This window comes from Streptomyces sp. NPDC006368, from assembly GCF_040612535.1.
Taxonomy (GTDB): domain Bacteria; phylum Actinomycetota; class Actinomycetes; order Streptomycetales; family Streptomycetaceae; genus Streptomyces.
Genome location: NZ_JBEXQK010000068.1, coordinates 1 through 18,159, shown reverse-complemented (window position 1 = coordinate 18,159; position 18,159 = coordinate 1). Strand labels below are relative to the sequence as shown.

Sequence of the window (18,159 nt, the reverse complement as noted above, 5' to 3'; positions counted from 1 at the left end):
GCTCGACAACATGATCATAGGTACGGCGATGCCGACGATCGTCGGTGAGCTCGGCGGCCTCGCCCACCTCTCCTGGGTGGTGACCGCGTACACCCCGCCCAAGGAGTGGGCCCGCCCGCTCCGGGCCGGCGCCCTCCGCCCCCGTACGCACCCTGCCGCCGCGACCCGCTCCGCACCCCTCCGCGCGTTCACACAGCCCCCTCCCCCAGCGGGACCGCACCACGGCCCGTCGCGGTTGCCGCATCGCGTGCCGCCCGGACCACCCCCGCCCGGCTCCACCGCACGCCCCGGGCCCGGCCTGCCGCGCGGGGAGGCGACCCCACCGCGGACCTGCCCCACGGGTCGGCCGGCGCGGCCGAGGCATGACGCGCCGCAAGGGGCCCGGCAGCGCATCGTGCTCCTGCCGGGTAACGAACCTATTTCGGCCAACGTAACCCTTGACGCCACGTTTAACCGGGGGCAAAACTGCCGTTCATCGGTCGGCATTGTCGAACACCTACCGGCAATACACGTTAGAGTGTGACAACGCCAGGAGGCCGGTTAACGCCCTCAGCCGAGGGCGCGGACCACCGGAGGGACCCGGGGTTCGCCTTCCCCTGGACGAAGGACAAAGGAGTCGCGGGTGTCCAGCTCCGACATCTTCATCGGCGAGATCATTGGTACCGCCGTACTCATCCTGCTCGGCGGTGGCGTGGTCGCCGCCGTTGTACTCAAGCGCTCGAAGGCGCAGAACGCCGGCTGGCTGGCCATCACCCTCGGGTGGGGCTTCGCGGTGCTGACCGCGGTCTACATGACGGGCTCCCTGTCCGGCGCCCATCTCAACCCGGCCGTCACGGTCGGTATCGCGATCAAGGACGGGGACTGGAAGAACGTCCCCGTCTACTTCGCGGGCCAGCTGCTCGGCGCCATGATCGGCGCCGCCCTGGTCTGGATCGCCTACTACGGCCAGTTCCACGCCCACCTGACCGATCCGGAGATCGTGGGCGACCCGGCCGACAAGGCGATCGAAGGCCCGCACGGCGGGGCCGCGAGCAAGGCCGGCCCCGTGCTCGGCATCTTCTCCACCGGCCCCGAGATCCGGAACGTCTGGCAGAACCTCGCGACCGAGATCCTCGGCACCCTCGTGCTGGTGCTCGCGGTCCTCACCCAGGGCCTCAACGACAGTGGCAAGGGCCTCGGCACGCTCGGCGCGCTGATCACCGCGCTCGTCGTGGTCGGCATCGGCCTCTCGCTCGGCGGGCCGACCGGCTACGCCATCAACCCGGCCCGCGACCTGGGCCCGCGCATCGTGCACGCGCTGCTCCCGCTGCCGAACAAGGGCGGCTCGGACTGGAGCTACGCCTGGATCCCCGTCGCCGGCCCGCTGATCGGCGGAGCGCTCGCCGCGGGTATCTACAACATCGCGTTCGCCTGAGCCGCACTCAAGCCGTCCTTCTCACAGACTTCCGGGAGCAACCGTGACCGACGCACACACCACCGGCCCGTTCATCGCGGCCATCGACCAGGGCACCACCTCCAGCCGCTGCATCGTCTTCGACCGTGACGGACGCATCGTCTCCGTCGACCAGAAGGAGCACGAGCAGATCTTCCCCAAGCCCGGCTGGGTGGAGCACGACGCCGCCGAGATCTGGACCAACGTCCAGGAGGTCGTGGCGGGCGCCATCGACAAGGCCGGCATCACCTCCGCCGACGTCAAGGCCATCGGCATCACCAACCAGCGCGAGACCACGCTGCTGTGGGACAAGAACACCGGTGAGCCCGTCCACAACGCCATCGTCTGGCAGGACACCCGCACCGACGCCCTCTGCAGGGAGCTCGGCCGCAACGTCGGCCAGGACCGCTTCCGCCGCGAGACCGGCCTGCCGCTCGCCTCGTACTTCGCCGGCCCGAAGATCCGCTGGATGCTCGACAACGTCGAGGGCCTGCGGGAGCGCGCCGAGCGCGGCGAGATCCTCTTCGGCACCATGGACTCCTGGGTCATCTGGAACCTCACCGGCGGCACCGAGGGCGGCGTCCACGTCACCGACGTCACCAACGCCTCACGCACCATGCTGATGAACCTGCACACCATGGAGTGGGACGACAAGATCCTCACCTCCATGGGAGTCCCGGCGGCCGTGCTGCCGGAGATCCGCTCATCGGCCGAGGTGTACGGCCAGGTCAAGGGCGGCGTCCTGGACGGCGTGCCGGTCGCCTCCGCGCTCGGCGACCAGCAGGCGGCGCTCTTCGGCCAGACCTGCTTCTCCGAGGGCGAGGCGAAGTCCACGTACGGCACCGGAACCTTCCTGCTGCTCAACACCGGCGAGAAGATCATCAACTCCTACTCGGGCCTGATCACCACCGTCGGTTACAAGATCGGCGACCAGGCCCCGGTGTACGCCCTGGAGGGGTCGATCGCCGTCACCGGCTCCCTGGTGCAGTGGATGCGCGACCAGATGGGCCTGATCAGCACCGCCGCCGAGATCGAGACCCTCGCGTCCTCGGTCGACGACAACGGCGGCGCGTACTTCGTACCGGCCTTCTCCGGCCTGTTCGCCCCGTACTGGCGCTCCGACGCCCGCGGTGTGATCGCCGGCCTGACCCGGTACGTCACCAAGGCGCACATCGCCCGCGCCGTGCTCGAGGCCACCGCCTGGCAGACCCGCGAGATCACCGACGCCATGACGAAGGACTCCGGCGTCGAGCTGACCGCGCTCAAGGTCGACGGCGGCATGACCTCCAACAACCTGCTGATGCAGACGCTCTCGGACTTCCTGGACGCCCCCGTGGTGCGTCCGATGGTCGCCGAGACGACCTGCCTCGGCGCCGCCTACGCCGCCGGCCTGGCCGTCGGCTTCTGGCCCGACACCGACGCGCTCCGCGCCAACTGGCGCAGGGCCGCCGAGTGGACCCCCCGCATGGACGCTGACAAGCGTGACAGCGAGTACAAGAACTGGCTCAAGGCCGTCGAGCGGTCCATGGGCTGGATCGAGGACGAGGAGTAATTCGACATGACCACCCTGCAGAGCGTCCCTGCCCTCGGGACGCACCCGGCTGCCGGTTCCCTGCCGAGCCGCGCCGAGACTCGGGAGCAGCTCTCCAAGGCGACGTACGACCTCCTGGTGATCGGCGGCGGCATCCTCGGCATCTCCACCGCCTGGCACGCCGCGCAGTCCGGACTGCGGGTGGCCCTGGTGGACGCCGGTGACTTCGCCGGCGCCACCTCCTCCGCCTCCTCCAAGCTGCTCCACGGCGGTCTGCGCTACCTGCAGACCGGCGCGGTGAAGCTGGTCGCGGAGAACCACTTCGAGCGCCGTGCGGTCTCCCGCCAGGTCGCCCCGCACCTGGCGAACCCGCTCACCTTCTACCTGCCGGTCTACAAGGGCGGACCGCACGGCGCCGCCAAGCTGGGCGCGGGCGTCTTCGCGTACTCGGCGCTCTCCGCGTTCGGGGACGGCGTCGGCCACCTGCTCAGCCCCGCCAAGGCCGCGCAGGACGTGCCGGAGCTGCGCACCGACAACCTCAAGGCCGTGGCCGTGTACGGCGACGACCAGATGAACGACGCGCGCATGGCGCTGATGACGGTCCGCGCGGCCGTGGACGCGGGCGCCACCGTCCTCAACCACGCCGAGGTCACCGGCCTGCGCTTCACCCAGGGCCGGGTCACCGGCGCCGACCTCAAGGACCGCACCGACTCCACCGAGTTCGGCGTCGACGCCCGTCTGGTGCTCAACGCCACCGGCCCCTGGGTCGACCACCTGCGGAAGATGGAGGACCCGAACGCGGCCCCCTCCATCCGCCTCTCCAAGGGCGCCCACCTCGTCCTGAAGCGCACCTCCCCCTGGAAGGCCGCGCTCGCCACCCCGATCGACAAGTACCGCATCACCTTCGCCCTCCCCTGGGAGGACATGCTGCTGCTCGGCACGACCGACGAGGAGTACGAGGGCGACCCGGGCGAGGTCGCGGTCAACGAGAAGGACATCGCCCAGATCCTGGACGAGGCCGCGTTCTCCATCCGCGACCAGCAGCTCTCCCGGGACCTGATCACCTACTCCTTCGCCGGTCTGCGGGTGCTGCCGGGCGGCCCCGGCGACACCTCCAAGGCCAAGCGCGAAACGGTCGTGACCGAGGGCCGCGGCGGCATGCTGTCGGTGGCCGGCGGCAAGTGGACGACCTTCCGCCACATCGGCCGTACGGTGATGAACAAGCTGGCCGCCCTGCCCGGGCACCCGCTCGGCGAGGACATGCAGCCGATCGCGGCCCTGCTGAAGAAGCTCCCGCTGCCCGGCATAGCCAACCCGAACGCGGTCGCCCACCGGCTGCTGGTCGACGGCGGAACCCCCGGCCCGCGCATGGCCGCGGACACCGCCCGCCACCTGGCCACCCACTACGGCTCCCTCTCCTTCGACATCGCGCGGATGGCGTACGAGAACCCGGAGCTGGCCGAGCGCGTCCACCCGGACGCGCCGGAGATCTGGGCACAGGTCGCCTACGCCCGTGACCACGAGTGGGCCGAGACGGCGGACGACGTGCTGCGCCGTCGTACGACCCTGACGATCCGGGGCCTGGCGACGGACGAGATCCGCGCCAAGGTCGAGGACATGCTGCGCGCGAAGAACTGACGCACGGACAAGGCCATGAGGGCGGCTCCCCAGGGGGCCGCCCTCGGGCGGTTCCGGACCTGGTGGCGCGCGACCGGCCCGGGTGGTCGAGCGCGACCGGCACCGGTGGTTGAGCGTGATCGAACAGAGCACTCGGACGTGTAGAGGGGCTGCGGTCGGGGGCAGAGGAAGCCGTAAGGTTGGTTCGTACGCACGGAACTTCGGAAGGAGGCCTGGGTGATCGAGCTCGAGGGGGTTCCCGAGCTGATCGACCCGGTCATGGTGGCCGCGTTCGAGGGCTGGAACGACGCCGGCGACGCCGCCTCCACCGCGGTCGCGCACCTGGAACGGGAGTGGAAGGGCGAGGTGTTCGCGGCGCTCGACGCCGAGGACTACTACGACTTCCAGGTCAACCGGCCCACGGTGTACCTGGACGGCGGGGTACGGAAGATCACCTGGCCCACGACCCGGCTCTCGGTGGTCCGGGTGGGCGGCGACAAGCCACGCGATCTCGTCCTGGTCCGCGGCATCGAGCCGTCCATGCGCTGGCGCTCGTTCTGCAACGAGCTGCTGGGCTTCGCCCACGAGTTGGGCGTGGAGATGGTGGTGATCCTGGGCGCGCTGCTCGGGGACACCCCGCACACCCGGCCGGTGCCGGTCAGCGGCGTCACCTCCGATCCGGACCTGGCGCGCACGATGGACCTGGAGGAGACCCGGTACGAGGGCCCGACGGGCATCGTCGGCATCCTCCAGGAGGCCTGCACGCACGCGGGCGTGCCCGCGGTGAGCCTGTGGGCCGCGGTGCCGCACTACGTGTCGCAGCCGCCGAACCCGAAGGCGACCCTCGCGCTGCTCAACCGGCTGGAGGACCTCATCGACCTGCGCATCCCGCTGGGTGAGCTGGCGGAGGACGCCCGTGCCTGGCAGGTCGGCGTCGACCAGCTCGCCTCCGAGGACAGCGAGGTGGCGGAGTACGTCCAGACGCTGGAGGAGGCGCGGGACACGGCGGAGCTGCCGGAGGCGTCCGGTGAGGCCATCGCCCGGGAGTTCGAGCGGTACCTGCGGCGGAGGGACGGCGCCCCGGGCGCGGGTCCCGGCACCGGGCCGGGGCACGCGACGGACATGGGCGACAGCTCGTACCTGCGCGATACGTCGAGCGGCCGTACACGACCGCCGAAGCCGCCGAAGCGCGACCCGGAGTCCGGCGCGGGCGACGAGGACGGCTCCCCGGACGACTGAGCACGGACACGGAGGCGGGGCGGCACCGGAAGTCGGTGCCGCCCCGTTTTCATGTCTCTCCGGATGTCTCCGAGGCCGGGAGGGGTTACAGCGCGACGCCCATGAGCGCGTCGACGGCCCGCGAGACGACGCCGGGGGCGCTCTCGTCGGTACCGCCGTCGGACTCCTGGAGCGCCGCCCAGCGGTCCACGGCCGCGAGCGCGCGCGGGGTGTCGAGGTCGTCGGCCAGCGCCTCGCGGACCTCCTCCACCAGGGCCTCGGCGGACGGGCCGTCGGGGCGGGAGACGGCGGCGCGCCAGCGGCCGAGCCGCTCGACGGCCTCCTGGAGGACCTGGTCGGTCCACTCCCAGTCGGCGCGGTAGTGGTGGGCGAGCAGCGTGAGCCGGATGGCGGCCGGATCGACGCCGTCGCGGCGCAGCGCCGACACGAACACCAGGTTGCCCTTGGACTTGGACATCTTCTCGCCGTCCAGGGCGACCATGCCGGCGTGGACGTACGCCTTGGCGAACGGATACTCGCCGGTCAGCGTCTGGGCGTGGGACGCGCCCATCTCGTGGTGCGGGAAGACGAGGTCGGAGCCGCCGCCCTGCACGTCGAAGCCCATGCCGAGGTGGTCCAGGGCGATGGCCACGCACTCGATGTGCCAGCCGGGGCGGCCGGGCCCGAGGCTGCCGCCGTCCCAGCTGGGCTCGCCCTCGCGGGCGGCCATCCACAGCATCGGGTCGAGCGGGTTCTTCTTGCCGGGGCGGTCCGGGTCGCCGCCGCGCTCGGCGGAGAGCAGGCGCATCGCCTGGGCGTCGAGCCCGGAGACCTGCCCGAAGTGCGGGTCCGCCTCGACGGAGAAGTAGACGTCCCCTTCGAGCTCGTACGCCGCACCCATGTCACGCAGCCGCTCGATGAGCGGCACGATGCCGGGTATCGCCTCCACGGCGCCGATGTAGTGCTGCGGCGGCAGCATCCGCAGGGCGGTCATGTCCTCGCGGAACAGGGCGGTCTCGCGCTCCGCGAGGCCGGCCCAGTCGATGCCGTCGCGGACGGCCCGCTCCAGGAGCGGATCGTCCACGTCGGTGACGTTCTGGACGTAGTGAACCTGCCGCTTGGTGTCGAGCCACACGCGCTGAACGAGGTCGAACGCGTTGTAGGTCGCCGCGTGACCCATGTGGGTCGCGTCGTACGGCGTGATGCCGCATACGTAGATACGGGCGACGGGGCCGGGGTCGAGGGTCACTCGACCTCCGGTCGCGGTGTCGTGGATCCGGAGGTCGCGGCCCTTGCCGGGCAGGGCGGGGACCTCAGAAGCGGGCCAGGCATGCATGTCTTGAGCCTAACCGGATGCCCGTTCCGGATACGAACCGGACCCGGAACCATGACCGGTCCGGCACCCTTGCGCGCGGCCCGCCGATCTGCTCCGACCCGCCGCGACACGGGTGGCTCAGACCGGCGGCCAGGGGATCGCGGGCCACTGGCCCGACGGTTCCGGGTGGCGGGCCGACGTGAGGAGCGCGGCCACCCGGGCGCGGGTCGCCGTCACCTCGGCGGGGGTCAGCAGCTCCGCCAGACGGGTCATGAGAGGCCCACCGGGCGCCAGGGAGGCGTTCAGCCGGGTCAGGGTGTCCAGCGCCTCCTCGGGGAGCGGCTCGCCCGCCCAGCCCCACAGCAGGGTGCGCAGCTTGTCGTCCACGTTGAAGGTGACGCCGTGGTCGATGGCGTACAGACGGCCGTCCGGGGCCGGCAGCAGATGGCCGCCCTTGCGGTCACCGTTGTTGATCACCGCGTCGAGCACGGCGAGCCGGCGGAGCCGTACGTCGTCGGCGTGCACCAGCAGCGCCGTGCGGTCCTCGCCGATCCGGGCCGGACCGACGGCCTTCCAGCCCACCGCCGGCTCCTCCTCCTCGACGAGCGCGAGGAGGGACGCCGAAGGGTCCCCCTCGATCCACAGCTGGACCATGCCCTGGCCGTACGGGCCGTCCCGCAGGACCGTCGGCGGGACCAGGCCCCACCCGGTGGCCTCCGACACCTCGTACGCCGCGACCTCCCGCTGCGCCAGCGTCCCGTCGGGGAAGTCCCACAGGGGGCGCTCCCCGGCGACGGGCTTGTAGACGCAGTCGGCCTCCTGGCCGTCGTACCCGACCGAACAGAGCAGCACCGCGTTGGAGGCCTCGCGGACCTGGCCGCGTACGGTCAGCTCGCCCTTGGCGAGCAGATCGAGCAGCTCCACCGCCGTCAGGCTCCCCGGCGGTATCCGTTCTGGCGCGGGCATACATGTCCTTCCGGATCGAGCGGCAGGCTGCACAGCGGGCACGGGGGCCGTCCCGCGTTGACGACGTCGAGCGCGCGCTTGGCGAAGGCCCTGGCCTGTGCCCCGGTGAGCCGGACGCGCAGCATCGGGGGGCCGTTCTCCTCGTCCTGCAACAGCCGTTCCTCGGCCTCCGCGAGGTCCTCCTCGGAGTCCGCGTCGAGTTCGACGAGCGCCTGCGCCTCGACGATCATGCGCTGGTGCTCGCCGTCCCACGCCAGCGCCATCGTGCCGACCCGGAACTCCTCCTCCACGGGCGAGTCCAGGGGCGCGGTGTCGGTGACGTCGGAGGGCGCGACGGCCGGCACGGGGGCGTTGCCGCCGGTGCGCCGGACCACCTCGTCGAGGAGCTCGTCGATCCGCTCGGCGAGCGCGGCCACCTGCGTCTTCTCCAGGGCGACGCTGGTGACGCGCCCCCCGGCGGACGCCTGCAGGAAGAACGTACGGCGCCCAGGCAGCCCGACCGTGCCGGCCACGAAGCGCTCCGGTGGGTCATAGAGGAACACCTGACGGGACACGTTCCCTCTCCCTTGCGTCCTTGAATGGTGAGTATCGACGGCGCTGCGGCCCGTCCACCCTACTGCGCGGAGCGATCACGGGGCGCCCGCGCCGCCCCCCACCTCCGCCGCCCCGCCGTCCGGCGTCTCGCGCGGCATCAGGGCGCCGAAGTCCCCGGTGTCACCGAGCCGTACGAGAAAAGGACGCAGCCGGGTGTAACGGATCACCGTCACGGAACAAGGATCCACATGGATCCGCTGGAAAAGATCGAGATGCATGCCGAGAGCGTCGGCCACGAGAGACTTGATGATGTCCCCGTGCGAACACATCACATAGACCGCGTCCTCCCCGTGGTCCGCCTCCACGCGCGCGTTCCACTCCCGTACGGCCTCCACGGCGCGTGCCTGCATGGCGCGCATCGACTCACCGCCGGGGAAGGCGGCGGCCGACGGATGCTGCTGGACGACGTCCATCAGCGGCTCGTCGGCGAGCTCCGCCAGCTTGCGCCCCGACCAGTCGCCGTAGTGGCACTCGCCGATCCGCTCGTCGGTGTGCAGCGGCAGTTCCGGGCGGGCGTCGAGCAGCGGCTGCAGGGTCTCCCGGCAGCGCTGCAGCGGGCTGGTGACGGCGGCGGCGAGCGACACGCCGGCCAGCCGTCCCGGCAGCGCGGCGGCCTGCGCGGCGCCCCGTTCGTCGAGCGCGACACCGGGTGTCCACCCGGCGAGCAGTCCGGCGGTGTTGGCGGTGGAACGTCCGTGCCGTACGAGGATCAACGTGGCCATGCCTGTCAGACTAGGCGGCTTCACGGGTGCGAGGCGCCCCTGGCCGGGGGAGAATACGCGCCGTGATCGTCGACTGTGCCATTTACCGGGACGGGCACCGCAGCAAGGGCCCGTCCGACTTCTCCGACGCGCTGGACGCGGCGCGGGCCTCGGGCGGTGACGCGTTCCTCTGGATCGGGCTGCACGAGCCGACGGAGAGTGAGTTCGATCACGTCTCGGACGAGTTCGGGCTGCACCCACTGGCGGTGGAGGACGCGCTGAAGGCGCACCAGCGGCCGAAGCTGGAGGTGTACGACGACTCGCTCTTCATGGTCCTCAAGCCGGTGGTGTACGAGCCGGACAGCGACACCGTCAGCACCGGCGAGCTGATGGTGTTCGTGGGCGACTCCTTCGTGGTGACGGTCCGGCACGGCGAGGGCGCGCCCCTGGGGGCGGTACGGCAGCGGCTGGAGGCCGATCCGGAGGTGCTCAAGCACGGGCCGACCTCCGTTCTGTACGCCATCAGCGACGCCGTCGTGGACCACTACATAGAGGTGGCCGCCGAGCTCCAGGTCGACCTGGAGGAGCTGGAGACGGAAGTGTTCCAGCCGGCGGGCGGGGACTCCAAGAACACGGCGTCCCGGATCTACACCTTCAAACGGCAGGTGATGGAGTTCCGCCGGGCGACCGGCCCGCTGGCCGCGCCGATGAGCCGGCTGGCGGGTGCGGGGGTGCCGTTCGTCAGCGAGCACGCGCAGCCGTTCTTCCGGGACGTCAACGACCACCTCGCCCGCGCCACCGAGCAGGTGGAAGGGCTGGACCGGTTGCTCTCGGACATCCTGTCGGCGCATCTCGCGCAGATGGGCGTGCGGCAGAACGACGACATGCGCAAGATCTCGTCATGGGCGGCGATGGCGGCCGTCCCCACCATGGTCGCGGGCGTCTACGGCATGAACTTCGACCACATGCCGGAGCTGCGCTGGGAGTTCGGATACCTCATGGTGATCGTGGTGATGGCGGTCGCCTGTAGCGGCCTGTACCGCCTCTTCAAGCGACGCGGATGGCTCTGAGCGACGGGACCTCCGGCCGGTCCGCCGCCGGGAGGGGGCGACGGGTCGGCGTACGTCCCGGTAGGGGCAGGGACCGGGACGGGGAGCGGGGAGCGGGGAGCGGTCAGAACGCCGGGACGGGCTCGGACGGTCCGTCCAGCGCGTTGCGGCGCTCCGGCATCTCAAGGCTGACCATGCGCCGCCAGCCGCCGGCGCGTTCGTACGCGTACATGCCGTGGATGCCCACGGCCAGGGCCGCCCTCTTGGGGCGCGGCCAGTTCAGGAGGCGGCCCATGTGGTCCATGACGGCGAGGCTGACGTCCCGGTGGACCGCGATCTCGGCGAGGGCGCACTCACGCAGCGTGCGCTGGATGGTGCGGCCGTACCCCGCGCGCGCGAGGCGCAGCAGTTCCTCGTGGCAGTACGCGAGGTGGTTGTCCTCGTCGTCGCAGATCATCCTGATGGCCTTGCCGACCTCGGGGTGGTCGCCGAAGTGCCTGACGAGCATCTCCATCTGGTCGGCCGCGCGCTGTTCGGTGACCCTGCTGTGCGAGAGGTACACGACGATGTCGTACTCGGTGAGCGGCTCGTCGCGGCGGAGCTTCTCGTGGGGTAGGCCGATGCCGCGCCGCTCCAGCAGCATCGTGTAGTCGGTCTCCGGCGGGACGGGTACGGGGTCGAGGCCGCGCTTCCTGAGCAGGGCGTTGAAGATCCGGCCGTGCTTGTCCTCGTCGGCGCCGTGGCGGGTGACCTTGGGCGCGAGGTCGCGCATGCTCTCGGGGACGAGGGCGGCGATGCGGGCGTTCTCCCAGCCGCCCTGGGCTTCGCCGCCGGCCGCGATGGAACAGAACAGCCGGTAGGAGTCATCGCTGTCGATGATCTCCTGGAACAGGCTTCGTGCCGAAAGCATCACTGCACCTCCATGCAGGCGGGCGGCTTCCATCCGCACTTCCGCAAAAAGGAATGAAATGCGACCAAGGGCACAGCGGCAACCGGACCGCCGGGAAAGTCCTCCGGACGGGGGAGCGTGGAGGCGCGGGGAGCGGAACGGCGGTTGTGGCGCGCCGTGCGGCGTACGGCCGTAACCGACCCGGCCCCTGTCGCGTTGTGCAGCGTGACGGCCGTGGCGGGGATGACCCCGAGCCCCCACCACGGCCGCAGGCTTGCTCCCGGCGCTCAGTCCACGAGGCCCGCGCGCTCCAGGGCCTCGGTGCCGGCCCGGAGCGCGGCGATCCGCTCGTCGAGCGTGAAACCGGCCGGAGCGAGGGTGAGCGTGGTGACCCCGGCCGCCGCGTACGCGCGCATGCGGTCGGCGATCCGGTCCACGGAGCCCAGCAGGGTGGTCTGGTCGATCAACTGGTGCGGGACGGCGGCGGCGGCGCCCGCCTTGTCCCCCGAGAGGTACTTCTCCTGGATCTCGGCGGCTTCCTTCTCGTACCCCATGCGCTGGGCGAGCTGGTTGTAGAAGTTCTGCTTGCGGCTGCCCATGCCGCCGACGTACAGCGCGGTGTACGGGCGGAAGGTGTCGGCGAGCGCCTGGACGTCGTCGCCGAGGGCCAGTGGGACGGTCGGGACGACGTCGAAGCCGTCCATGGTCTTGCCCGCCTTCTCGCGGCCGGCGCGCAGATGGCGGATCGCGGTGTCCTCGAGGTGCTCGGCGGACGGGAAGATCAGCAGCGCGCCGTCGGCGATCTCGCCCGTCTGCTCCAGGTTCTTCGGGCCGATCGCCGCGATGTAGAGGGGGATGTGCTCGCGCTGCGGGTGCACGGTCAGTTTGATCGGCTTGCCGGGGCCCCCGGGCAGCGGGAGGGTCCAGTGCTCGCCCTCGTGGCTGAGGCGCTCGCGGGCCATGGCCTTGCGGACGATCTCGACGTACTCGCGGGTCCGGGAGAGCGGCTTGTCGAACGTGACGCCGTACCAGCCCTCCGAGACCTGCGGTCCGGAGACGCCGAGCCCGAGGCGGAAGCGGCCGCCGGAGAGCGTGTCGAGGGTGGCGGCGGTCATCGCGGTCATCGCGGGCTGACGGGCCGGGATCTGCATGATCGCGGAGCCGATGTCGATGTTCTCGGTCTGGGCGGCGACCCAGGCCAGGACGGTCGGCGCGTCGGAGCCGTACGCCTCGGCGGCCCAGCACACGTCATAACCGAGGCGGTCCGCCTCCTGCGCCACGGCGAGATTGTCGCCGTCCATGCCCGCGCCCCAGTAGCCGAGGTTGATGCCGAGCCGCATGCCGTACCCCTCACTCTTACCCATCAGTAACGTTCTGGTGCCGGACTCTAGCGCGCGAGGCCCTGACGCGGCAGAGGGCCGGGCCGCCGTGGACGCCGGGAAGGTTATCCACAGGGTCTCTGCGCGTGGGCCCACGGCCAGTAATGTCGCGACCATGGAGCAGAGGCATCTCGGCCGTACGGGCCTGCGCGTGTCCCGGCTCGGGCTCGGCACCCTCACCTGGGGGCGGGACACCGACGAGCACGACGCCGCGGACCAGTTGAAGGTGTTCTGGGAAGCCGGCGGAACACTCATCGACACGGCCGACGTGTACGGCGGCGGTGAGGCCGAGTATCTGCTCGGCCGGCTCATGGAGCGGCTCGTGGGGCGGCGTGATCTGGTCATCGCGACGAAGGCGGGCAGCGTTCCCGACCCGGACCGACGGTTCGACTGTTCGCGCGGGCATCTGCTGGCCGCACTGGACGCGTCACTGGCGCGGCTCGGGACGGACTATGTCGATCTCTGGCAGGTCCATGCCTACGATCCGGACACACCGCTGGAGGAGACGCTCCAGGCGCTGGACATCGCGGTCAGCAGCGGCCGGGCCCGGTACGTGGGCGTGTCGAACTTCTGCGGCTGGCAGCTGGCCAAGGCGGCGACCTGGCAGCTGGCCCCGGGCGGGGTGCGGGCGCGGCTGGCCGGCACGCAGATGGAGTACTCGCTGCTCCAGCGGGGCGTGGAGCGGGAGGTGCTGCCGGCCGCGCGGGACCTGGGCGTGGGGCTGCTGCCGTCGTCGCCGCTCGGACGGGGCGTCCTCACGGGCAAGTACCGGCACGCCACCCCCGCCCACTCGCGGGGCGCCTCCGAGCAGCTCGCGCCGTTCGTCGAGCCGTACCTGGACGAGGCGGCCACCCGCATCGTGGACGCGGTGGTGACGGCGGCGGACGGACTGGCGACGACGCCGCTGCAGGTGGCGCTGGCGTGGGTGCGGGACCGGCCGGGGGTGGTCGCGCCGATCGTCGGCGCGCGCAACGCGCAGCAGCTCGCGGCCGCGTTGTCAGTGGAGGGCCTTAGTCTTCCTGACGAAATCCGCCGGGCGCTGGACGATGTGTCGGCCCCGGTGCACCGCTATCCCGATCAGGACTGGAGCACGCTGTGACCGCGCTTCCCCGGGGGGCGGCCCCCGGCCCCTCCTCCGACCCCGATTCCGGTTCCGGCTCCGCGCCCTCCGCCGAACCCGGCACCGGCACCGGCACCGGCACCGGCTCTGACGTCCACGCCGAGGACACGGTCGCTTCGGACGTCGTCGCGGCGGAGCCCGGGCAGGACGGCGACGGCGGTGACCGCGAAGGCGAAGGCGGCGATGACGACGCGGCCGGCGGTGACAGAGCGAGCGAGGACGGCGCGGGCGGTGACAGCGCGGGCGAGGACGGCGGCCTGTCCGAGGCGGAGGCCGAGCTGGCCGCCCAGCGTGAACTGCGGGCCCGTATCGAGCGGCGCAAGGCCGAGCAGGCCGCGCCCATCGAGAGCGGCACCAAGCTGAGCGGGCGGGCGGCGGACCTCCTCGCGGCGGTACGAGCCGTGGAGAGCGGTGCCAAGCCCGGCACGGCGTTCCTCGACTCGCCCGCGCCCGCGCCGCGGCGCCCCGCTCCGGAGCCGGTCGCACCGACGCGCCCCAGGGTCGTGGAGGCGTCTCCCGCGCCACGTCCGGCCGCCCCGGAGGCGCTGGCCGCCGTACGGGCGGTGCTGGCCGAGGGCGGCGCTCCCGACTCGCTCGCCGCCCAGGTGGTGCCGGTGCTCGGCGAGTCCGCCGCGGACGTACTGCGCGACGACCCGTGGCAGCTGCTGGCGGTGCCGGGGGTGCGGCCGGAGCAGGCTGACGGCTTCGCCCGCGCGCTGCTCGGAGCGGAGTGCGGACCCGAGGACGAGCGGCGGGCGGACGCGCTCATCACCTGGCTGTTGCAGCGGGCGGCCCTCCAGGGCCACACGGCGCTGGAAGCGGCGGCCGTGCGCGCCGCCCTCGCCGAGAAATCGGTACCCGGTCCCGAGGAGGCGGTGCGGCGTGCCATCGCCGACGGCACGGTGCTGGTGTTCCACGACGGACTGGACGAGAACGAACCGGAGGACGGCCCGGCCTCGGAAGCCGAGGAGCGGGACGACGAGAAGCGGGACGACGAGCCGGTCCCGGTGCTCATGGGGCTCGACCGGTACGCGCTCGCGGAGGAGAGCCTCGCCGACGGGCTGGTCCGGCTGGCCAAGGCGGAACCCGACCCCCGGTGGGAGGGCGCGGCTCCGACCGAGCTGACCCGCGCGGTGGCCCGGCACGGGCTGGTCACGCACACGGGCGGCGAGGCCGCCCGGGCGGAGCCGGTGGCCCTGGCCGGAGCGGCGCGCGAGCTCGGGCTGCGGGCGGCCGTGGCCACGTACACGCGGAACGGGCGCCACCGGCTCGGCGCGGACGTGCAGGCGGTGACCGTCCACGATCTGCTGTCCGGAGCGGCCGGGCCCGGCCGGGACGAGGAAGGCGCGCTCGCGCTGGACCTGCTCGTCGTGCTGGACGCTCCCCAGCTCGACGTCGAGACGGCCGCGATGCTCGTGGAGTCCCTGCCGGACGGCTGCCGCCTGGTGCTGAGCGGCGACCCGGGCGTCCTGTGGTCGGCGGGCGCGGGCAGGGTGTTCGCGGACGTGCTGGCCGCGCGCGTCTGCCCGCAGATCGCGTCGCGCACCCCGGACCCGGGCCCCATCGGGGAGCTGGTGTCCGGCATCGGGATCGGCGAGCTGAACCAGGTCGAGGCACCCGGCAAGGAGGTCGTGATCGTCCCGGTGCGGGACGCGGGCGAAGCGGTGCACCGTACCGTGCAGCTCGTCGCGGACTCGGTGCCGCGCGCCATCGGGGTGCCGGCCGAGCGGACCCAGGTCATCACGGTGGGCCATGGCGGCTCGGCGGGCACCCGGGCGCTGAACGCGGCGCTGAAGCAGCGGCTCAACCCGGGCCCGGGACGGTTCGGCGGCTTCGACCCCGGCGACCGGGTCGCGTACGCCCCGTCCCTCGGGCGGACCGTGCCGGGCACCGTGGTGTCGGCGGACGCGGAGGGACTGCGCCTCGACTGCGACGGCGAGCCCGTCGTCGTACCGAAGGACCGGGTGGAGTCCGCGGTCCGCCACGGCTGGGCACTGACCGCGCACCAGGCGGTGGGCGCACGCTGGCCCGCCGCGGTCGTGGTCCTGCCGGGCGACGCGGCGCAGGGCCTGAACCGGGCATGGGTCTACACCGCGTTCAGCCGCGGGGAGCGGCACCTCTCGGTGGTCCACGGCGTCGACCAGGCGCTCCCCCGCGCGGTCGCCGAAGCCCTGCCCGCCCCACGCACCACGCGCCTGCGGACGCTGCTGGAGGGGCTGCCGGCGTCCCCGGAGGAGTAGCCGCGGGGGCGCCTCGCGGGGCGCCCCTTCCGGCCCGGTTCACGCCTGCCCCGGCCGACGCGGCCCGGCCCGGCGAACACTGCCTCCGTACGGACGGGAGCAGCGCCCGGCCGCCGATCAGGACGGGCGCCGGTGAGCGGCCCGCGGCCGGGGCGCCGGGGGCCGCTCACCGGCGCCACCGTGCACGGCTGCGGCTCCGGTGTGCCGCAGACCGGGGTCAGGGCGTGTCCGGGAGGGTGTCGTCCGGGCCGCCGTGGAGCTCGTCGTCGTCGAACACCGCGCTCACGTCGAAGCGGCAGATCACCCGTCCCGGGTCCGCCTGGTCGAAGGGGGTGCTCAGCCACTCCCCCGGTTCCGGGAGCTCGTCCGCCGCGGCGACCCAGAGCGTGGAGTCGCCCTCCTCCAGGCCGAACTCCTTGTGCCGTGACGCGATTTCGTCCGGTTCGAACTCTCCGAAGAGCACACCGAGCGCCGCGTGCACGCTGGCACCCACGACCGCGGCGGCTTCCGCGCTGCCGTCCGCCCGGTCCAGGTCGGCGATGCGCTGGGCCTGGGCCAGGAGCCGCTGTGGTTCGGCCACGGCGTAGTCGCGGCGGATCAGCACGCTCAGCGCGCTGGGGTCCTCCGGGCCGTCGTACGGGGGCAGTGAATCCTCGACGCCCGGGATCTCGAAGGGGGTGACTTCGTCATAGCGGTCGTAGAGGCGCTCGTCGTACGCCTCGGCCGCGGCGGCGAGATCGTTGAACGCGGCGTAGACGGCCGGGTCGTCGTCGCCTGTGCGGTTCTCGACCGCCTCCAGGTGGCGGTCGAGCGCGGCTTTGACCGCCTCGGCGGCGGCGCGTACCTCGGCAGCGGTGGGCTGCGCAGCATCAGACATAGTGCAGACGCTATCCGTACCGGGCCACTGGCCGCACAATAGATGCGATGCCGGAATACGAATTTGTCGACGTGTACGTACCTCGCGGGGTCTCCCGCAAGGAGGCGACCCGTCTGTTGACCGACCATGCAGAGTACGGACACTGGGAGTTGGACCGACTGAGTCTGCACCGGGACGGCAGCCGCAGAGTGCGGTTGCGCCGGCGCATCATCCGTCAGGTGCGCGCCACCTGGTGAGAGCGGCGAGAGCAGGACGGAGCGGGCCCCACGATCCACGGGGCCCGCTCCGTCGTTGTGCGTACGTCGGCGACTACGCGGAGTGCCGGGCGCGACGGTAGAGGACCGTCCCGCCGAGCAGCAGGCCCGCGCCCGCCGGGAGCAGCATCCCGAGTCCGCCGGCGCCGGTGTTCGCCAGCTCGTCCTGCGCCGGGGGCGGCGTGACGGTCTGCGGGCCCGGCTCGTTCGGCGTGCTCGGCTCGATCGGCGAACCGGGCTGCTCCGGAGTGGTGGGCTCGTCGGGGGTGCCCGGCTGCTCCGGCTTACCGGGCTGCTCCGGCTTGCCCGGCTGCTCCGGCTTGCCCGGCTGCTCCGGCTTGCCCGGCTGCTCCGGCTTGCCCGGCTGCTCCGGCTTACCGGGCTGTTCCGGCTTACCGGGCTGCTCCGGCTTGTCCGGGTGACCGTTGGCGCAGCCGTTGCCGAACGTCGGGTTCAGCGCGCCGACGACGTCCACGCTGTTGCCGCAGGCGTTGACCGGTACGTGCACCGGGGCCTGGACGTTGTTGCCGGAGGCGACGCCGGGCGAGTTGCTGGTCACGCCGCTCGCCTTGGCACCGCTCGACGTGTTGACGCACTTGTTCCCGAACGCGGGGTTGAGCGCACCCACGACGTTCACGGAGTTACCGCATGCGTTCACCGGCACACTGATGGGCGCCTGGACCGAATTCCCGGACGCGACGCCCGGGGAGTTCGTCGCGGCTCCGTGGGCACCGGCGCCGTTGTGCGCCTGCGCGTACCCGCCACCGAGGGCGAGTACGCCGCCCGCGGCCGCCATGATGGTCAGGCCCTTTCGCGTGACCTGTCGCATTAGCTAGTTCCCTGCCTTCCAGGCTTCCGGAATACCCCCGGGCACCGTGCGCGGAGGCGGAATCCCGGTCGGCCCCGGAGCGCGTGGGCACGGCCGGTTGAAGGTGCGGGAGGAGGAACGCGAGGGACAGCGAAGGACCTTTGTCGAC

Annotated in this window: 16 protein-coding genes; 8 read left to right on the top strand and 8 right to left on the bottom strand. The window is 72.3% G+C overall.

Annotated features, from left to right (window positions below):
* Nucleotides 1-622: 622 nt before the first annotated feature.
* The 4 genes from ABZZ38_RS29410 to ABZZ38_RS29395 all read left to right on the top strand — a co-directional run bounded on the left by ABZZ38_RS29410 (nucleotide 623) and on the right by ABZZ38_RS29395 (nucleotide 5,819).
* A complete protein-coding gene (locus ABZZ38_RS29410; RefSeq protein ID WP_356745416.1) occupies nucleotides 623-1,414 on the top strand; it encodes an MIP/aquaporin family protein in 792 nt (263 codons plus the stop codon).
* 43 nt (nucleotides 1,415-1,457) lie between these two features.
* Nucleotides 1,458-2,984: a glycerol kinase GlpK gene (gene glpK / locus ABZZ38_RS29405; RefSeq protein WP_356745414.1), complete on the top strand. Its 1,527-nt coding sequence runs from the start codon at nucleotides 1,458-1,460 to the stop codon at nucleotides 2,982-2,984.
* A 6-nt stretch (nucleotides 2,985-2,990) separates the two neighbouring features.
* Nucleotides 2,991-4,601, top strand: coding sequence for a glycerol-3-phosphate dehydrogenase/oxidase (locus ABZZ38_RS29400; RefSeq protein WP_356745412.1), 1,611 nt, complete (start codon nucleotides 2,991-2,993; stop codon nucleotides 4,599-4,601).
* 216 nt (nucleotides 4,602-4,817) lie between these two features.
* Nucleotides 4,818-5,819 carry a PAC2 family protein gene (locus ABZZ38_RS29395; protein ID WP_356745410.1) on the top strand — a complete coding sequence of 334 codons (1,002 nt, stop codon included), beginning with the start codon at nucleotides 4,818-4,820 and terminating at the stop codon, nucleotides 5,817-5,819.
* Nucleotides 5,820-5,904: 85 nt separating this feature from the next.
* Here the strand turns inward: ABZZ38_RS29395 and mshC are convergent, their stop codons facing one another.
* The 4 genes from mshC to ABZZ38_RS29375 all read right to left on the bottom strand — a co-directional run bounded on the left by mshC (nucleotide 5,905) and on the right by ABZZ38_RS29375 (nucleotide 9,395).
* Nucleotides 5,905-7,134 carry a cysteine--1-D-myo-inosityl 2-amino-2-deoxy-alpha-D-glucopyranoside ligase gene (gene mshC / locus ABZZ38_RS29390; RefSeq protein WP_356745408.1) on the bottom strand — a complete coding sequence of 410 codons (1,230 nt, stop codon included), beginning with the start codon at nucleotides 7,132-7,134 and terminating at the stop codon, nucleotides 5,905-5,907.
* A 117-nt stretch (nucleotides 7,135-7,251) separates the two neighbouring features.
* On the bottom strand, nucleotides 7,252-8,079 hold the full coding sequence (locus tag ABZZ38_RS29385) for an SCO1664 family protein (protein ID WP_356745406.1): 828 nt from the start codon (nucleotides 8,077-8,079) through the stop codon (nucleotides 7,252-7,254).
* Nucleotides 8,043-8,633: a DUF3090 domain-containing protein gene (locus tag ABZZ38_RS29380; protein WP_356745404.1), complete on the bottom strand. Its 591-nt coding sequence runs from the start codon at nucleotides 8,631-8,633 to the stop codon at nucleotides 8,043-8,045. Before ABZZ38_RS29380 ends, ABZZ38_RS29385 begins: the two co-directional genes overlap by 37 nt.
* 75 nt (nucleotides 8,634-8,708) lie before the next feature.
* Nucleotides 8,709-9,395, bottom strand: a complete 687-nt coding sequence (locus tag ABZZ38_RS29375) for a histidine phosphatase family protein (protein ID WP_356745402.1) — start codon at nucleotides 9,393-9,395, stop codon at nucleotides 8,709-8,711.
* Between the two features lie 53 nt (nucleotides 9,396-9,448).
* Here ABZZ38_RS29375 and corA point away from each other — a divergent pair, with 53 nt between their 5' ends.
* On the top strand, nucleotides 9,449-10,444 hold the full coding sequence (gene corA / locus ABZZ38_RS29370; protein WP_356745420.1) for a magnesium/cobalt transporter CorA: 996 nt from the start codon (nucleotides 9,449-9,451) through the stop codon (nucleotides 10,442-10,444).
* A 103-nt stretch (nucleotides 10,445-10,547) separates the two neighbouring features.
* On the opposite strand, the gene ABZZ38_RS29365 is transcribed toward corA, so the two are convergent.
* Entirely contained in the window at nucleotides 10,548-11,333 is a 786-nt protein-coding gene (locus ABZZ38_RS29365; protein ID WP_356745400.1) for a ferritin-like domain-containing protein, read from the bottom strand.
* Between the two features lie 266 nt (nucleotides 11,334-11,599).
* Nucleotides 11,600-12,652 carry an LLM class F420-dependent oxidoreductase gene (locus ABZZ38_RS29360; protein WP_356745418.1) on the bottom strand — a complete coding sequence of 351 codons (1,053 nt, stop codon included), beginning with the start codon at nucleotides 12,650-12,652 and terminating at the stop codon, nucleotides 11,600-11,602.
* 154 nt (nucleotides 12,653-12,806) lie between these two features.
* Between ABZZ38_RS29360 and ABZZ38_RS29355 the strand changes: the two genes are divergently transcribed.
* On the top strand, nucleotides 12,807-13,790 hold the full coding sequence (locus ABZZ38_RS29355; RefSeq protein WP_356745398.1) for an aldo/keto reductase: 984 nt from the start codon (nucleotides 12,807-12,809) through the stop codon (nucleotides 13,788-13,790).
* Nucleotides 13,787-16,051 carry a helix-hairpin-helix domain-containing protein gene (locus ABZZ38_RS29350; protein ID WP_356745396.1) on the top strand — a complete coding sequence of 755 codons (2,265 nt, stop codon included), beginning with the start codon at nucleotides 13,787-13,789 and terminating at the stop codon, nucleotides 16,049-16,051. The genes ABZZ38_RS29355 and ABZZ38_RS29350 overlap by 4 nt, the downstream gene beginning before the upstream one ends.
* A gap of 217 nt (nucleotides 16,052-16,268) precedes the next feature.
* On the opposite strand, the gene ABZZ38_RS29345 is transcribed toward ABZZ38_RS29350, so the two are convergent.
* Nucleotides 16,269-16,928, bottom strand: coding sequence for a hypothetical protein (locus ABZZ38_RS29345; RefSeq protein WP_356745394.1), 660 nt, complete (start codon nucleotides 16,926-16,928; stop codon nucleotides 16,269-16,271).
* A 47-nt stretch (nucleotides 16,929-16,975) separates the two neighbouring features.
* Here ABZZ38_RS29345 and ABZZ38_RS29340 point away from each other — a divergent pair, with 47 nt between their 5' ends.
* Entirely contained in the window at nucleotides 16,976-17,164 is a 189-nt protein-coding gene (locus ABZZ38_RS29340; protein ID WP_005319466.1) for a DUF5703 family protein, read from the top strand.
* Nucleotides 17,165-17,237: 73 nt separating this feature from the next.
* On the opposite strand, the gene ABZZ38_RS29335 is transcribed toward ABZZ38_RS29340, so the two are convergent.
* On the bottom strand, nucleotides 17,238-18,011 hold the full coding sequence (locus ABZZ38_RS29335) for a chaplin family protein (protein WP_356745392.1): 774 nt from the start codon (nucleotides 18,009-18,011) through the stop codon (nucleotides 17,238-17,240).
* Between the last annotated feature and the right edge of the window lie 148 nt (nucleotides 18,012-18,159).

Excerpts from the sequence above, each read along its gene's own strand:
- ABZZ38_RS29355 (WP_356745398.1), top strand. The coding sequence starts at position 12,807 with ATGGAGCAGAGGCATCTCGGCCGTACGGGCCTGCGCGTGTCCCGGCTC.
- ABZZ38_RS29340 (WP_005319466.1), top strand. The coding sequence starts at position 16,976 with ATGCCGGAATACGAATTTGTCGACGTGTACGTACCTCGCGGGGTCTCC.
- ABZZ38_RS29365 (WP_356745400.1), bottom strand. The coding sequence starts at position 11,333 with ATGCTTTCGGCACGAAGCCTGTTCCAGGAGATCATCGACAGCGATGAC.
- mshC (WP_356745408.1), bottom strand. The coding sequence starts at position 7,134 with ATGCATGCCTGGCCCGCTTCTGAGGTCCCCGCCCTGCCCGGCAAGGGC.
- ABZZ38_RS29375 (WP_356745402.1), bottom strand. The coding sequence starts at position 9,395 with ATGGCCACGTTGATCCTCGTACGGCACGGACGTTCCACCGCCAACACC.
- ABZZ38_RS29360 (WP_356745418.1), bottom strand. The coding sequence starts at position 12,652 with ATGCGGCTCGGCATCAACCTCGGCTACTGGGGCGCGGGCATGGACGGC.
- ABZZ38_RS29345 (WP_356745394.1), bottom strand. The coding sequence starts at position 16,928 with ATGTCTGATGCTGCGCAGCCCACCGCTGCCGAGGTACGCGCCGCCGCC.
- ABZZ38_RS29335 (WP_356745392.1), bottom strand. The coding sequence starts at position 18,011 with ATGCGACAGGTCACGCGAAAGGGCCTGACCATCATGGCGGCCGCGGGC.
- ABZZ38_RS29400 (WP_356745412.1), top strand. The coding sequence starts at position 2,991 with ATGACCACCCTGCAGAGCGTCCCTGCCCTCGGGACGCACCCGGCTGCC.
- ABZZ38_RS29385 (WP_356745406.1), bottom strand. The coding sequence starts at position 8,079 with ATGCCCGCGCCAGAACGGATACCGCCGGGGAGCCTGACGGCGGTGGAG.